This is a genomic window from Methylosinus sp. LW4, assembly GCF_000379125.1.
Taxonomy (GTDB): domain Bacteria; phylum Pseudomonadota; class Alphaproteobacteria; order Rhizobiales; family Beijerinckiaceae; genus Methylosinus.
The window spans coordinates 2,079,302-2,093,437 of sequence record NZ_KB900626.1 but is presented as its reverse complement, the minus strand read 5'-3'; the positions used below and the strand labels follow the sequence as shown (position 1 = coordinate 2,093,437).

14 protein-coding genes are annotated in these 14,136 nt (G+C 66.1%); 6 read left to right on the top strand and 8 right to left on the bottom strand.

The features are described from left to right. Positions 1-264 precede the first annotated feature (264 nt). The gene (phaR, locus tag METLW4_RS0110540; RefSeq protein ID WP_026191420.1) at positions 265-879 is read left to right on the top strand and encodes a polyhydroxyalkanoate synthesis repressor PhaR; all 615 of its coding nucleotides are present in this window, start codon (positions 265-267) and stop codon (positions 877-879) included. 44 nt (positions 880-923) lie between these two features. On the opposite strand, the gene METLW4_RS0110535 is transcribed toward phaR, so the two are convergent. From METLW4_RS0110535 to gloB, 3 genes are all read right to left on the bottom strand, one after another. After that, entirely contained in the window at positions 924-2,720 is a 1,797-nt protein-coding gene (locus METLW4_RS0110535) for a putative bifunctional diguanylate cyclase/phosphodiesterase (protein ID WP_018266171.1), read from the bottom strand. A gap of 172 nt (positions 2,721-2,892) precedes the next feature. Continuing rightward, the gene (locus METLW4_RS0110530) at positions 2,893-3,345 is read right to left on the bottom strand and encodes a cupin domain-containing protein (RefSeq protein WP_026191419.1); all 453 of its coding nucleotides are present in this window, start codon (positions 3,343-3,345) and stop codon (positions 2,893-2,895) included. 2 nt (positions 3,346-3,347) lie between these two features. Continuing rightward, entirely contained in the window at positions 3,348-4,121 is a 774-nt protein-coding gene (gene gloB, locus METLW4_RS0110525; protein ID WP_018266169.1) for a hydroxyacylglutathione hydrolase, read from the bottom strand. A 100-nt stretch (positions 4,122-4,221) separates the two neighbouring features. On the opposite strand from gloB, the gene METLW4_RS0110520 reads away from it, so the two are divergent. Continuing rightward, entirely contained in the window at positions 4,222-4,977 is a 756-nt protein-coding gene (locus tag METLW4_RS0110520) for a class I SAM-dependent methyltransferase (RefSeq protein WP_018266168.1), read from the top strand. Positions 4,978-4,984: 7 nt separating this feature from the next. Here the strand turns inward: METLW4_RS0110520 and METLW4_RS0110515 are convergent, their stop codons facing one another. The 3 genes from METLW4_RS0110515 to METLW4_RS0110505 all read right to left on the bottom strand — a co-directional run bounded on the left by METLW4_RS0110515 (position 4,985) and on the right by METLW4_RS0110505 (position 7,774). Next, positions 4,985-5,689 carry an alpha/beta hydrolase gene (locus METLW4_RS0110515; RefSeq protein WP_018266167.1) on the bottom strand — a complete coding sequence of 235 codons (705 nt, stop codon included), beginning with the start codon at positions 5,687-5,689 and terminating at the stop codon, positions 4,985-4,987. 43 nt (positions 5,690-5,732) lie between these two features. Continuing rightward, on the bottom strand, positions 5,733-6,644 hold the full coding sequence (locus METLW4_RS0110510) for an EamA family transporter (RefSeq protein ID WP_018266166.1): 912 nt from the start codon (positions 6,642-6,644) through the stop codon (positions 5,733-5,735). Positions 6,645-6,769: 125 nt separating this feature from the next. After that, a complete protein-coding gene (locus tag METLW4_RS0110505; protein ID WP_026191418.1) occupies positions 6,770-7,774 on the bottom strand; it encodes an outer membrane protein in 1,005 nt (334 codons plus the stop codon). 300 nt (positions 7,775-8,074) lie between these two features. Here METLW4_RS0110505 and METLW4_RS0110500 point away from each other — a divergent pair, with 300 nt between their 5' ends. Next, the gene (locus METLW4_RS0110500; protein ID WP_018266164.1) at positions 8,075-9,352 is read left to right on the top strand and encodes a cystathionine gamma-synthase family protein; all 1,278 of its coding nucleotides are present in this window, start codon (positions 8,075-8,077) and stop codon (positions 9,350-9,352) included. Here the strand turns inward: METLW4_RS0110500 and METLW4_RS0110495 are convergent. Then, positions 9,337-9,567, bottom strand: coding sequence for a hypothetical protein (locus METLW4_RS0110495; protein WP_018266163.1), 231 nt, complete (start codon positions 9,565-9,567; stop codon positions 9,337-9,339). The genes METLW4_RS0110500 and METLW4_RS0110495 overlap by 16 nt on opposite strands. Before the next feature lie 205 nt (positions 9,568-9,772). Here METLW4_RS0110495 and METLW4_RS0110490 point away from each other — a divergent pair, with 205 nt between their 5' ends. Genes METLW4_RS0110490 through METLW4_RS0110480 form a run of 3 tightly spaced genes read left to right on the top strand, consistent with a single transcriptional unit; the run spans position 9,773 to position 12,054 of the window. Further along, positions 9,773-10,120: an antibiotic biosynthesis monooxygenase family protein gene (locus METLW4_RS0110490; protein ID WP_026191417.1), complete on the top strand. Its 348-nt coding sequence runs from the start codon at positions 9,773-9,775 to the stop codon at positions 10,118-10,120. Further along, positions 10,117-11,358, top strand: coding sequence for a DUF2325 domain-containing protein (locus METLW4_RS0110485; RefSeq protein WP_018266161.1), 1,242 nt, complete (start codon positions 10,117-10,119; stop codon positions 11,356-11,358). Before METLW4_RS0110490 ends, METLW4_RS0110485 begins: the two co-directional genes overlap by 4 nt. Before the next feature lie 45 nt (positions 11,359-11,403). Then, complete coding sequence (locus METLW4_RS0110480) at positions 11,404-12,054, top strand: 4'-phosphopantetheinyl transferase family protein (protein WP_026191416.1); 651 nt, start codon at positions 11,404-11,406, stop codon at positions 12,052-12,054. Here METLW4_RS0110480 and METLW4_RS0110475 read toward each other — a convergent pair. After that, complete coding sequence (locus METLW4_RS0110475) at positions 12,051-14,105, bottom strand: thioredoxin domain-containing protein (protein ID WP_018266159.1); 2,055 nt, start codon at positions 14,103-14,105, stop codon at positions 12,051-12,053. The genes METLW4_RS0110480 and METLW4_RS0110475 overlap by 4 nt on opposite strands. Positions 14,106-14,136 lie beyond the last annotated feature (31 nt).

Here is a 14,136-nt window from a genome sequence, read left to right as displayed (position 1 = left end):
CCGCGGCTCTTATCGAGAGGCTACCGCGCCCCGAATTCGACCTTTGCAGGAGGAAAAAACCTTTTCGCGACGAATTCATTGCGGGATGCGTGCGGTTGCGGCTATCGTTCGGAAAGAAGCTGCGATCGCTCAGCGCGTCGCCGGACGAGAAGCGAGGAAATTTTGCTACGCACGCCGAAATATGAGAAGGGAGCCGGCGCTCAGCCCGCCGGAGCCGAGAAGAGCGTGGCGGCGCGCCAGGATGACGGAGGCGGCGGGCGGAACATGGCCACCGAAAAAAAGCCGACGACGATCAAGAAATACGCCAATCGGCGTCTCTATGACACGGGCACGAGCACTTATGTCACGCTCGAGGATCTCGCGGCCATGGTCAAGCGCGGCGAGGATTTCGTCGTCTGCGACGCCAAGACGGGGGAGGACATCACCCGCCCCGTGCTGACGCAGATCATCTTCGAGCAGGAGGGCAAGGACGGCCAGAGTCTGCTGCCGATCGCCTTTCTGCGCCAGCTCATCCGCTTCTATGGCGATTCGATGCAGATGCTGGTGCCGAGCTATCTCGAGTTCAGCATCGACCGGCTGACGCGCGATCAGCAGAAGTTCCGCGATCAGGTGTCGCAGGCGCTGGAAGGCGCGCCTTTCGGCGAGCCGACGCGGCAGGCTTTTCAGTCGCTCGAGGAGCAGGCGCGCAAGAATATGGCGGTGTTCCGCCACGCGCTGACCATGTTCAATCCCTTCGGCCTGCCGACCGAGCCGCCCGCCGCCCCTGCGGAGGCCGCGGCCACAGCCGCCGAGCCGCCGCGCTCCGATCTCGACGAGATGAAGCGCCAGCTCGACGAGCTGAACAAGCGCATCGATCAATTGTCGACAAAGGGCGGCTGAGCGCGCCGTCTCTCGTCGACGCGCGCCGCGAGAGGCGCGCGGCTTCAGGCGAGCCGCGCGAGAGGCTGCGACTCGCCCGGCGCCGCGACCATCACCGCCGAGCCGTATAGCGAGCCCTGGAAATAATCGACGCCCCAGCCTTGCAGCAGCTGCGCCGTCTCCTCGTCCTCCACCCATTCCGCGACGATCTTCAAGCCGAGATGCCGCGCGAGATCGGTGAGCGTGCGCACGAAGAAGCGATCATCCTGCGATTTGATGATGTTCTGGACGAAGACGCCGTCGATCTTGACGAAGTCGAAGTCGAGCAGGCGCAGATTGCGGAAGGATGTGTGTCCGGCGCCGAAATCATCCATGGCGAATTTTATGCCCTGGCGCTTGCAGTCGGTGATGAGCTGCCGCGTCTTGTCGAAATCGTCGATCAGCGTCGTCTCGGTGATCTCTATGGTGAGGCGATCGGCGACTCCCGCATAGACGCGCGTGGCGTTGGCGAGCCACTCCGGCCATTCGGGATCGTGGAGCGTGGCGACGGAGGCGTTGACCGAGATGCGCAGCGACGGATCGGCGCGCAGCTGCGCGAGCGCCAGCTCCAGAACGCGCTGATCCAGAAGGCGCACCAGGCCCGACTTCTCGGCGATGGGCAGAATGTCGCCGGGCACGACGATGGAGCCATCGGCCAGCCGCACGCGCAAAAGCGCCTCGTAAAAGGCCGTTTGGCCGGTCTGCGCTTGCACGATGGGCTGAAAGGCCAGCTCGACGCGGCGCTCGTTGAGGGCGGAAACGACGCTGTCGGAAATCTGCAGCGCATGCAGCCGCCCATTGTCGCGGGCCAGCGAGGTGGCGTAGCAGACGAGCCTCTGCGCATTGCGCTGACGTGCCGCGTCCAGCGCCTCCTCGGCGTGCTGGAACAGCACGGCCGGCGATCTCCCGTCGCGCGGCGCGACGACGGCGCCGATGCGCGCCGACACGGAGATGGAGCCGATCTCGGTCGTGAAAGGCGTTTGGGCGATCACCTCGATGAGCCGCTGGCCCGTCGATTTGGCCTGCTCGACGTCGCAATTCTCCAGCAGCACGGCGAATTTATTGCCGGCGTAGCGCGCGACGAGATCATTGACGCGCACATTGCTCCGCAGCCGCGAGGCGAGGCCGACGATGATCTCGTCGCCGGCGTCATAGCCGTAGGTGCGATTGAGCGCGAAGAGATTCTCCAGCGCGACGAGCAGAATGGCGAAAGGCTTGCGCGTCTTCTCGGGCTGTCCGAGCAGGCGCAGCGAATGTTCCGCCAGAAGCGCGCGGCTCATCGCGCCGGTGAGTGCGTCGAATTGCGCGCTGCGGGTCATCCGGCGCTCCATCTCGTGGCGCTCGGTGATGACGCGCACGACGCCATGGGCGCGGCATGGGCGGCCGTCGCGGCCGGCGAACCATTTGCCGCAATCCTCGATCCACACCAGCGGGCCGCCGCCGGTTTCGCGCGGCGGCGCCAGCGCATAGATGGCGTTGAAGAGCACGCCATTGCCGTCGTCGCTGCCGGTGGCGGTGACGATGGCGTCGAAGCGCGAGGTCGCGCTCTGCGCGCCGAGCCGCTCGCCATAGGCGCGCCCGCTCGAGAGATCGACATCGGCGAAGCCCGGCAGCACTTCGGCGAGATTGTCGCCCCAGCCGAGCCGATCGGTCACAATGTCCCACTCATAGGCGAGCATGCCGATCGAGGCGAAAATGTCGAGCGCATCCGGCCCCGCGGGCTGGCGCGGCTCCGTCGTCTGGATCGGCGCTGCTGCGGGGGAGGAGGCCGGCTCCTGCAATCCCGTGGAAACCGCCTTATCGGCGAGATGGCGCAATTGCATCGGTTGGGCCTGATCGAACGAATACGGATGCGGCGAAGTATTGGGGGCCAAAAGTAAACGGGTCGTTTAGCGCTCCGCCGCCGCGCCGCGGGCGTGCGACGGGCGGCGAAGGCCCGCGCGCCCGTATCGCCCGTTTTCGATCATTCATGGTCCGAAATCGGGGCGATTCGGCCTATTCCGCGCTGTCTTCGCGCGATGGAGAAAAATCCGCGGAGGCCAGCTCGAAGCGGGAGAACTCGAAGCCCGGCGCGACCGTGCAGCCGACAAGCGTCCAGGCGCCGAGGCTGCGCGCGCTCTGCCAATGATCCGCCGGCACGACGATCTGCGGCTGCTCGCCATCGCTCACGCGCGCGCCGAGAATATGCCGCGCGCTCGTCGCGCCATTCGCGGAAATGTCGAGGGCGAGCGGCGCGCCGGCGTAATAATGCCAAATCTCGGCGGCGTCGACGCGATGCCAGGCGGAGACCTCGCCGGCGCCGAGCAGATAATAGATCGCCGTGGAGGCGGCGCGGCCGTCCGCGACCGCGCGGGAATCGCGAAAGGTCTCGCGATAGAAGCCGCCTTCGGGATGCGGCGCGAGGGAGAGCAGCCGCGCGATATCGGCGGCCGAAAGGCTCGTGTCCATCGTCATCGGAAGACGTTCTTCCTTTCGCGGATCTGCGTGAAGACCTGGACCGAATCGGCGGTCTCCATGCCGATCGCGCGCCGCAGATCCGGGTCCTCGGCGCGCAGGAAGGGATTTGTGGCGAGCTCGAGAGCGATGGTCGTCGGCAGCGTGGCCTCGCCGGCGGCGCGCAGCGCGTCGACCTCGCGAGCGCGCTCGGCGAGCAGGAGATTGTCGGGATCGACGCTGCGCGCGAATCGCGCATTGGCCTGCGTATATTCATGGCCGCAATAGACGCGCGTCTCCGGCGGCAATTCGGCGATCTTCTCCAGTGAGGCGTGCATGACGTCCATCGGCGTCTCGAAGACGCGGCCGCAGCCCAAGGAGAACAGCACGTCGCCGACGAAGAGAATCTCCTCCGCCTCGAAATGATAGAGAATATGTCCAGTCGTATGGCCCGGCGCCTCTATCACCCGCGCCGTCGCCGCGCCGACCGTCACCAAATCTCCTTCGCCGACCTCGAGATCGAGGCCGGGGATGCGGGCGCGATCCTTGCGCGGGCCGACGGCGCGAGCCTTTGGAAACAGCGCCTTCAGCCCCGCCACGCCCTGAATATGGTCGGCGTGGTGATGGGTGATGAGAATGTCGGTGAGCGTCCAGCCGCGCCGCGACAATTCCGCCGCTATGGCGCGCGCGTCGGGCGCATCGATGGAGGCGACGGCGCCGGTCGCCTCGTCCCGCAGCAGCAGGCCGAAATTATCGGCGAGGCAAATGAATTGAACGACCTCGACGCTCATTGCGCTGCTCCTGTCGAAACGCATAGGATCGGCGGGGCGACGCGGCCGCGACCGTTTCTCGCGCTTGCGTCGCGCCTTGGATAAATGCGAAATAGCAGATATGTCGCTCGACGTCGTCGACTTGCGGAATTTTTACGCCTCGCCGCTCGGTCAGGTGGCGTTGCGCCTCCTCGGGCGCATGGCGCGGACCCGCTGGGAGGATCACTCCGGGCTGCGCGTGCTCGGCGTCGGCTACGCCACGCCCTATCTCGTCGATTTTCAGGAGCGGGCGCAGCGCGTGCTCGCCTTCATGCCGGCCGCCCAGGGCGTCGTCCATTGGCCCAATGGCGGACGCTCGGCCTCGGCGCTGGTCGAGACGACGATGATGCCGCTGCCGGACGCCAGCATCGACCGCGTTCTCGTCGTCCATGCGCTCGAGGTCGGCGAATCGCCGCGCGACATATTGGAGGAGATTTGGCGCATTCTCGCGCCGGGCGGCCGGGTGATCGTCGTCGTGCCCAGCCGCTCGGGCCTGTGGGCGCGGGTGGATACGACGCCCTTCGGCCATGGCCATCCCTATTCGCGCGGCCAGCTGCAGAGCCTTTTGCAGGAGACGCTGCTGCTGCCGGTCTTCTGGGGCGAGGCGCTCTATGTGCCGCCCTTCGCCCGCGCCTCGCTGCTGCGCTCGGCTCCCGCCTTCGAGCGAATCGCCGGGCGCTTCTCGCTGCCCGGCGGCGGGGTTCATATCGTTGAGGCGACCAAGCAGCTCTATCGCCCGGCGGGCCTGCGCCGCGCCGTGCGCCGCGCCCTGCCGCCGCTGGACGAGGTGCTGGCCCCGGTGGGCGCCGGCGCCGGACGCGACGCCCCGGCGCTCTGAGAAAGGCTCAGCGCGGGGCGCCGCCGCCTCGACGGCCGAACTCGACCGGCAGGCCGAAGCTCCTGGCCAAAAACAGGCCGCCATGCAACAGACCGGCATTGTCTATGCCATGGTCGAGCCCGGCGGACAGATGCCATTGCGTCGGAACCTCCGCCTTGGCCAGCGCGTTGGCCGAGAGCAGCAGCGCATCGGCCGGGATCATCGAATCCTCCTCGCCATGGACGAGCAGCACCGCCGGCGGCTTGGCTCCGAATTGCGGGGGGATATCCGGCGGCTCGCCGCCCGCCACCAGCACGCCCGAATAGCCGAGAATGGCGGCCGGGGCCCGGCGCAGCCGCAGGCCCACATGCAGCGCCAGCATCGTCCCCTGGCTGAAGCCGACCAGAGCGAGCTTGCTCTCGTCCAGCTCGTTCTTGGCCAGCTCCTCGGCGAGGAAGCTCTCCAGCAGCGGCCGCGTCGCCACCACGCCGCGCCAGCGCTCGCCAGGATCGCGCATGGTCAGCGGAAACCATTGCCGCCCATTGGGCGAGAGCGCGCAACGCTCCGGCGCATGGGGGGAGACGAAGGCGGCGTCCGGCAGGAAGGACCGCCATTGCCGGCCGATCTCGATGAGATCATTGCCGTCCGCGCCATAGCCGTGGAGGAAGACGACGAGCTGCTTGGCCTTGCCGGCCTTGGGCTGAATTCGGGGGCCGTCGATCTGGGACGCCATGTCTGATCTCGCAATTCTAAGGGGATGCGGGCCGAATCGGCCGCTATCCGCCGTTCAACACGGCCGCGACTCCGGCGATCAGCATCGCCAGGCCGAGCCATTCCCGCGCTCCGGTCCTCTGCGCGAACATGCGGCGCGTGACCAATTGCGCGAACAAGACTTCGATCAGCGCCAGCGTGCGCACCCGCGGCGCGGTCTCGAGAGCGAAAGCCAGGAACCAGAACAGCGTCGCAAAAGCGCCGAGCAGTCCCGCCGACAGCGATTCCCGCCACTGGGCGACGATGGCGAAAAGGCCCCCGCGGTCGAAGACGCCCAGATAGAGCAAGATCAGCGCCGTTTGCAAGACGAGCCCGAGAACCAGCTCGGTCGCGGCCGCGACCATGATGGACGGGCCGCCGAGCGCCAGCACGCCCTCGCGATAGAGAACCGTCGAGCCGCCGAACAGCGCCGCCGAGGCGAGTCCGTAGAGAATTGGCCGCCAGGTCGCGCCGCGCAACGCCGCCGCAGGATCGGGCAGCGACAGAGCGAGCACGCCTAATGTCGCGCCGAGCGCGCCGAGCGCGAGCGATGGGGTCGCCGTCTCGCCGAGAAACAGCATTCCGAAGACGACGAGCTGCGCCGCTTCCGTCTTCAGCAGCGCCGTCACAATGACGAAGGAGCGCTCCTTCATCGAGACGAGCATCAACGCCGTCGCCGCGATCTGCAGCGCGGCCGCCGCTGCGATGACGAGCACGGCATGCGCTCGTGGCGCCGGCGGCGGAACATCGGCGATGGCGCAGGCGCCGGCGAGAATGAGAAAGGCGAAAGGACAGCCGAAGAGAAAGCGCACGAAGGTCGCGCATGCGGCGCCGAGCTTGTCGGTGAGATCGCGCTGCAGAGCGTTGCGCAAAGTCTGTCCGCCCGCGGCGGTGAGAGTGAATGCGGCCCAGGCCCAGGCGGGAGCGGCGGAGATCATTTGCGGCGGAGCTTTCGTTGCGTCGCTCGTCTTCTAGCGCGAACCGCTCCGAAATATCCACGCTGAAAAACGAAAAGCCCGGCCATGAGGCCGGGCTGTCGCGATCTCGAAGAGAGAAGATCGGATCAGTATCTGGCGACGACCGGAACCGGCGGCGCCGAGATGAAGTGATAGTTGATGCCGACGCGCGCGATGTGTCCGTCGAATTTCACGCGCGTGATGCCCTGGTTGATCGAGGTGAGCAGCGGCGAGGTGATGCCGAGGAAGCTGACCGACGGGCCGGTCGCTGCAATCGGGCTGTTGAGGTAACGCGCCGTGCCGAGATCGTAGTAGAGATATTCGGCCTTGAAGCTCAGGTTCGGAGCGAACAGCCACTCGATGCCGCCGCCGACCGTCCAGCCGATGCGCGATTGATCGTAGCGCGAGAAACCGCCGATCGAGCCGTAGGGAACGCTGACCGAAAGGAGCGGAGGGAGAACGGACAGCGTGTTGTTCAAATAGAAGGACTGATGCGTCGCCGCCTGCGTTCCGCCATAGGCGAGACCGCCGGTGGCGTAGATCAGGAAAGACGGTCCCCAGATGTAGCCCAAACGGCCGCGCACAGTGCCGAGCCAATCCGTGCGCGTCGTCACCGTGGTGGCGCCGGCGGCGGAGCGGTCCAGTCTGAGAATGCCGGGTCCGATGTTGAAGGCGTTCCACGACGAGCCGCTGACGAAGCTGCTATCGCTACGGATGCCGGCTCCTTGCAAATCGGCTTCGAGACCGACCAGGAAGCTGTTGCCGAATTGATAATTGTAGCCGACCTGGCCACCTCCGATGAATCCGTTGCGCTGCGTGTTGGCGGTCCCGCTCAAAGCGAGGCCGGCGCCGCCGGCGCGAGGATCGATCACGATCGGAGCGAGAAAGCCATTCGGTCCGAGCGAGTCGTAGATGTGGGCGGTCGTGACATCGATGTTGTTGCTCGCGCCGAACGAATAGCCGGCGTTCAGACCGACGTAGAATCCGGTCCACAGGGGCGGCGGCGGCAGCGGAGGCGGCAGCGGAGCCTTGACGGCGGGCAGGTCCGCGGCCAGCGCCGCTCCAGCGGATAGAGCCAGTGCAATCGCGGTGGCTGAGAATAACTTCTTCATCGAGGAATCCTTTTTCAACAAAGTTTGTCACCGCATGGGCCGCGCGCTGTCGCTGTCCGCTCGCCGTGGGTAATGCGGCTATTGAAATGCTAAGTCGCTCGTTGAGATTCGGTCAACGACGGTGAACCGCAACGACGTGACATTTCATCGATTTTCTGTGACTGTGACGTGCATGCGACCTTAGCGAAAAAAGCTACGTATTCATTTGTGTGGAGATGATCGAAGAATGCGCGCGCGCTGGATTTCATATACGGAATCGCAACCGATCTTCCGCGCCGAGTCGACGACAGGAGAGAGATCATGAGCAGCGAACGCTATCACAAGATCCGCATCGGCGATCATCGTCTCCACGCAGAGACGCTGATGCTCGGCTATGGCTATGATCCCGCTCTCTCCGAAGGATCGGTGAAGCCTCCGGTGTTTCTCACATCGACATTCGCATTCCGCACGGCGGAGGATGGACGCGATTATTTCGACCATATCGCCGGCCGCGGCGCGCATGCGCGCAACGAGGCGCCGGGGCTCGTCTATTCGCGCTTCAATCATCCAAATCTCGAGATCCTCGAGGACCGACTCGCCGTGCATGAGAATGCGGAGGCGGGGCTCGTCTTCTCATCCGGCATGTCGGCGATCGTCACGACGATCCTCGCCTATGCGAAGCCGGGCGACGTGATCTTGCACAGCCGTCCGCTCTATGGCGGAACCGAAGTGCTGATCGGCCGCACGCTCGCGCCATTCGATATAAAAAGCGTCGGTTTCGCCGACGGGCTCGACGAGAGCGTCATGCGCGCCGCCGCCGAGCGCGCGATGGCGTCGGGCAATGTCGCCATGATCTTCGTCGAGACGCCGTCCAATCCGATGAACAGCCTCGTCGATATCGCCATTGTGGCGCGCATCGCGCAAGAGATCGGCGCGCGTCAGGGACGGCGTCCGATTCTGTGCTGCGACAACACATTGCTCGGGCCCGTGTTCCAATCGCCGCTCGAGCATGGCGCCGATCTCTCGCTCTATTCGCTGACCAAATATGTCGGCGGCCACAGCGATCTCATCGGCGGCGCCGTCATCGGCGCGCATGCGGCGCTGGCGCCGATCCGCACGATGCGCAACGCCATAGGCACGCAACTCGATCCGCATTCCTGCTGGATGCTGGCGCGCTCTCTCGAGACATTGTCGCTGCGCATACGCGCCGCCGCCGGCAATGCGGCGATCGTCGCCGAATATCTCTCCGCGCATCCGAAGGTCGCGCGCGTGCATTATCCGCCGCTGCTGCCGCCGGATCATCCGGCGCGCGCGCTGATGCAGCGTCAATCGACCTCCGCGGGCTCCACCTTCTCCTTCGATGTGGACGGCGGCGAAAGGGAAGCTTTCGCCTTTTTGAACAGGCTGCAGATTTTCAAATTGGCGGTGAGCCTCGGCGGCACGGAGTCGCTCGTTTGCCATCCGGCGACCACTGTTCATTCTGGATTGGCGGAGGAGGCGCGACGCGAGATCGGCATCACGCCGGCGCTGGTGCGCATGTCGATCGGCATAGAGCATCCAGAGGATCTCGTCGCCGATATCGCTCAGGCGTTCTCCTGAGCGATCACATCGCCGCGCATGATTCGCGCTGCGAAATCGTCGCAGCGTCGCCGCAGGCATTCGTCGGGGCATTCGGTGGCGTAATGCTCGCCGAGCGCGGTGAGACAAAATCGCGCGAGCGCGCGCTCGTCCTCTCGCACGCCTGCAGGCGCGGCGCGCGCCGCCGCCTCGAGCAGCGCGTCGATCCTGCCGCGCTCGCTTTCAATATCGCACATGGCCTTCTCCTTTCGCTTTCGCCGCGCCGATGATGGCGGCGTTTCTGGCGATATCGTGGAGCTGCGGCTGGAAAGCTTGCAGAGTAGGATTTTGGAAGTCTTGCAGCCTCCTCGGCCGAGACGGGGCTTGATCGCGACGCGGCGCCGGGCGACGATGGCCTCCAATTCCGGCCGCCGGCGCGCGGCCGACGAAACGGAGCTCGGCATGTTCATCGCGATGAATCGATTCAAAGTGGTCAAGGGCGAAGAAAAAGCGTTCGAGCAGATTTGGGCCTCGCGCCGCACGCGCCTCGAGGAGATGGAGGGATTCATTTCCTTCCATCTGCTGCGCGGGCCGGAGCGCGAGGATCACACGCTCTACGCCTCGCATACGATGTGGGAGACCAAGGCGAGCTTCCTCGCTTGGACGACGTCGCAGCAGTTCCGCGATTCGCACAAGGACGCCGGCAAGAACAAGCCGCTCTATGTCGGCCATCCCGAGTTCGAGGGGTTCGACGCCGTGCTCGCGCAGACCAATGCGCGTGACGATGCGGCGGTGGAGGCGACGCCATGAGCGAGCGGCGGCCTCTCGTTTCATTGAGCGTGCTGAAATCGGCCATGGCGAGCGAGGGCTTCGAGCTCGCGCCCGCCGCGCGGCGGGAGGCGGGCGCGCGTCGCCGCATATGGGAGATCATCGGCGCGTCGCATTGCTCGATCGTCGGCACATGCCTGACGATCGCGGAATTGCGCAAGATCGCGCGGCGCACCGGCTTTCTCGGCGACGAAGCGCGCTACAATGATTATCAGGTGCATGGCCTCTTCGTCGAGAAGATGCATGACGAGAATGTCGTCTCGCGCGCCGTGCAGAAGCATCTCGACACGCGCTATGAAGGCGCCATTCGTAAGGCCAAGGCGCTCGACGGCGAGGAGGCGCTGCTCGCCTATTGGGAGAGCGCGATCGACGCTGGCTTCGTTCCCGGCGCCTATTGGGCGCTGATCGGCCATCCGCGCCTCACGCCCGGCGTCGAGACGCGCATTTTCGGCGATATTCACATGATGTCGCATTTGAGCGGCGCCGCGCATCGCGGCGACGCCCGCGAGGCGGCCGAAGCGCGACGCGCGAAGGCGGAGATCGCGCGCCGGCTCGCCAGCGTCATCGCCGAGCGCAATGACGAGCTGGCCGTGCTGCGCGACGAGATCGTTCGGCTCGGCGCGCAGCTTCGCGAGGCGCGCACGCTCGCCAGCGAATGCGAGAGCCTGCGCCGCGAGGTCGACGCTTTGCGCGCGGCGGAGCGCGGCGACGAGACATTGCGCGCGCTCACGGCGCTCCGTCTTTCACATGCCGAATTGCGCGAGGATTATGCGCGGCTCGAGCGCCGCCTTGAGCGGATGAAGGCGAAGGAGACGCGCGCCCCGGCGCCGATTGTTTCCGAAATCGCCGTTGCGGCGGCGCCCGTCGCCGACGAGCCGCGCGAGAGCGAAACGGATCTGTGCGGCCGCTGCCTGCTCTATGTCGGCGGCCGGCCGCGCACGGTATGCCGGCTGCAGCGTCTCGTTGAGCGGCGCAATGGCTCGCTCATCCATCATGACGGCGGCATGGAAGACAGTCGCGCCATGCTGAGCGAGCTGGTGCGGCGCGCCGACGCCGTGTTCTTTCCCGTCGATTGCGTCAGCCATCGCGCTGTCGGCGCGGTGAAGAGCTTGTGCGAGAGCCATGGCATTCCCTATTGTCCATTGCGCAGCGCGAGCGCTTCGGCTTTCGAGAGAGCGATCGAGACGCTCGCCGCGCCGGCGGCGGAGGCGCAGCGATAGGGAGGGCGCGTGAAGCATCCATCAGCGCATGCAATGGCGCATGCAATGGCGCATTCTTGGGCTCCCGCGGTGAGCGAAGGGCGCATCGAGATCACGCGTCTCGATTTCGATCTCGCCGCGCCTTGGTCCGAGGCCGATTGGGACGCGCTGAGCGCGGAAGAGCGCGCGCGGGCGCTGCGCTTTCTGCGGCATGAGGATCGGCTGCGCATGATCTCGACGCGCGCCGCATTGCGGCGTCTCATCGGCGAGAAGCTGGGCGTCGATCCGGCGGCGCTGCGCTTCGACTCCGGGGCTTACGGCAAGCTCGGGCTCGCGGGCGCGGGCCTCTTCTTCAATGTCTCGCATTCCGGCGCGTGCGCGCTTATCGCCGTCTCGCGTCATTGGGAGGTCGGCGTCGACATAGAACGCGCCGATCGCAAGGTGGACGTCGCGGGTCTCTCCTCCATCGCCTTGACGCGAGAGGAGCGCGAAGGGATCGACGCCGCTGGTTTTTTCGAGCGCTGGGTGGCCAAGGAGGCGGCGCTGAAAGCGCTCGGCATCGGCATAACGGAGAAGCTGCAGGCCTTCTCCATATGGCCGGGGCAGGGCGATCTCTACGAGCTGCGCCACGCCGAGGCGGATTGGGGCGATCTTCGCATCGCGCGTCTCGAGGCGCCGCCGGGCTATGCGGCGGCGCTGGCGTGGAAGACGCCCTAACGAAGCGCTTTCTCGAGCTCCGTCGCCTCGACGATCGGCAATGAGCAGGTCGCGCCGCGGCAGACATAGGCGGCCGCGCTTCCGTTGATCATTGTCTTGCCGGCGGCGGGATGCGCCGGCGGCAGCTCGGCGCCCGGCGCGACAATGGCGAGCGTGCGGCCCGGCAGGCTCACGCCATGAACCACGCGCAGCAGCGCGGCCGTGTCCGGCGCGTCGCGCGCGCCGATGACGACGATCTGCAATCCGTCGCGCAAAGTCTCGGCGCCGTTCAGCAGCGTGGAATAGCCGAGCATTCCGCGTCGCACGGCGCTGGCGAAAGCCGCGAGCGTGGAGTCGGCGCGGGCGCGATAGCGCTCGTCGCCGGTGAGATGATAGAGCTGCGCGAGAATTTGCGTCATCGTCCCATTGCCGGAGGGCAAGGGGGCGTCCTCGGCGATTTTCGAGCGGCGGATCAGCGCTTCCGCGTCGTCGGCGGTGAAGAAATAGCCGCCGGCGTTCGCATCGCGATAATGCGTCTCGACGATCTCGATCCAATCGCCTCCGCGCTCGAGGAAGCGCGCTTCGCCGGTCGCCTCATGGAGCGCCAGAGCGGCGCGCGTGAGATCGGCGTAATCGTCCAGCACGGCCATATGTTTCGCGCGGCCGGCGCCATAGGAGTGCAGCAGCCTTCCACCGGCGGTGGTCATTTTCGCGGCGATGAAATCGAAGGCCGCCGTCGCCGCCTCCAGCCAGTCGCGCCGCCCGAAGACTTGCGCGGCGCTGGCTATTGCGGCGATCATCAGCCCGTTCCAATCGGCGAGCGCCTTGTCGTCGCGGCCCGGCCGCACGCGCGCCGCGCGCGCCGCCAAAAGCTTCGCGCGATCCAGCGCGAGCGCGGCTTCTTCTTCCGCCGACAGCAGTTCCATCGAACGTAGGCGATTGGGAATGGATTTGCCTTCCCAATTGCCGTCCTCCTCTATGTCGTAGACGGCGCGAAAGGCCGCAGCGCGCGCGCCGAGAATGGCGTCGACCTCGGCCGCGGTCCAGACATAGAATTTGCCTTCCTCATGCTCGCTGTCGGCGTCGAGGCTGCTGGCGAAGACGCCTTCCGCGAGCCGCATCTCGCGCAGCGCCCAGTCGATCGTCTCCTCTATGCGCGCGGCGTAGAGCGGCGTCTTCTCGTCTTGCCAGACGAGCGTCAGCAGATCGACGAGCTGGGCGTTGTCATAGAGCATTTTCTCGAAATGCGGGACGAGCCAGCGCTCATCGGTCGAATAGCGCGCGAAGCCTCCGGCGAGATGATCGTAAATGCCGCCCTGGCAAATATGATCGAGCGTCGTCAGCACGGCCTCGCGATAAGAGGCGCGGCCCATGCGCTTCCATGCGCGCCAAAGAAATTCGAGGCTCGCCGCCTGCGGAAATTTCGGCGCGCCGCCGACGCCGCCATTGGCGCGATCGATATAGCCGTCCAGCTTTTCGGCGATCGTCTCGACGAGATCGGGCGAGATCGGATCCGCGGGCGCGGTTTCGGCGAGGCGGCTCAGCCCTTCGCCGATCGCCGCCACATTGCGCGTGACCACTGCGGGATTCTCGCGCCAGAGCTCGGAAATGGCCTTCAGAATATCGGCGAAGCCGGGCATTCCATAGCGCGGCTCCGGCGGGAAATAGGTGCCGCCCCAAAAGGGCTCGCCGTCCGGCGTCAGAAACATGGTCAAAGGCCAGCCGCCGCGCCGCCCGGTGAGCTGCAGCGCCTGCTGATAGAGATGGTCTATGTCCGGCCGCTCCTCGCGATCGACCTTCACATTGACGAAATTCTCGTTCATCAGCGCGGCGATCGCGTCGCTCTCGAAGCTCTCGGCCGCCATCACATGGCACCAATGGCAGGCGGCGTAGCCGCTGGAGAGCAGAATGGGCTTGCCCTGCGCCTTGGCGAGCGCCAGCGTCTCGGCCGACCACGCGCGCCAATGGACGGGATTGTCCTTGTGCTGGAGGAGATAGGGGCTCGTCTCCTCCCCGAGGCGGTTGCGGTCTTGCGTCACTTGCGGTCTCTCCATCGGAGGCGGCTTTGCCATAGCACGCCGGGCGCCAGCGGGCGAAAGGCGC

Excerpts from the sequence above, each read along its gene's own strand:
- phaR (WP_026191420.1), top strand. The coding sequence starts at position 265 with ATGGCCACCGAAAAAAAGCCGACGACGATCAAGAAATACGCCAATCGG.
- METLW4_RS0110535 (WP_018266171.1), bottom strand. The coding sequence starts at position 2,720 with ATGCAATTGCGCCATCTCGCCGATAAGGCGGTTTCCACGGGATTGCAG.
- METLW4_RS0110530 (WP_026191419.1), bottom strand. The coding sequence starts at position 3,345 with ATGGACACGAGCCTTTCGGCCGCCGATATCGCGCGGCTGCTCTCCCTC.
- gloB (WP_018266169.1), bottom strand. The coding sequence starts at position 4,121 with ATGAGCGTCGAGGTCGTTCAATTCATTTGCCTCGCCGATAATTTCGGC.
- METLW4_RS0110520 (WP_018266168.1), top strand. The coding sequence starts at position 4,222 with ATGTCGCTCGACGTCGTCGACTTGCGGAATTTTTACGCCTCGCCGCTC.
- METLW4_RS0110515 (WP_018266167.1), bottom strand. The coding sequence starts at position 5,689 with ATGGCGTCCCAGATCGACGGCCCCCGAATTCAGCCCAAGGCCGGCAAG.
- METLW4_RS0110510 (WP_018266166.1), bottom strand. The coding sequence starts at position 6,644 with ATGATCTCCGCCGCTCCCGCCTGGGCCTGGGCCGCATTCACTCTCACC.
- METLW4_RS0110505 (WP_026191418.1), bottom strand. The coding sequence starts at position 7,774 with ATGAAGAAGTTATTCTCAGCCACCGCGATTGCACTGGCTCTATCCGCT.
- METLW4_RS0110500 (WP_018266164.1), top strand. The coding sequence starts at position 8,075 with ATGAGCAGCGAACGCTATCACAAGATCCGCATCGGCGATCATCGTCTC.
- METLW4_RS0110495 (WP_018266163.1), bottom strand. The coding sequence starts at position 9,567 with ATGTGCGATATTGAAAGCGAGCGCGGCAGGATCGACGCGCTGCTCGAG.
- METLW4_RS0110490 (WP_026191417.1), top strand. The coding sequence starts at position 9,773 with ATGTTCATCGCGATGAATCGATTCAAAGTGGTCAAGGGCGAAGAAAAA.
- METLW4_RS0110485 (WP_018266161.1), top strand. The coding sequence starts at position 10,117 with ATGAGCGAGCGGCGGCCTCTCGTTTCATTGAGCGTGCTGAAATCGGCC.
- METLW4_RS0110480 (WP_026191416.1), top strand. The coding sequence starts at position 11,404 with ATGGCGCATTCTTGGGCTCCCGCGGTGAGCGAAGGGCGCATCGAGATC.
- METLW4_RS0110475 (WP_018266159.1), bottom strand. The coding sequence starts at position 14,105 with ATGGCAAAGCCGCCTCCGATGGAGAGACCGCAAGTGACGCAAGACCGC.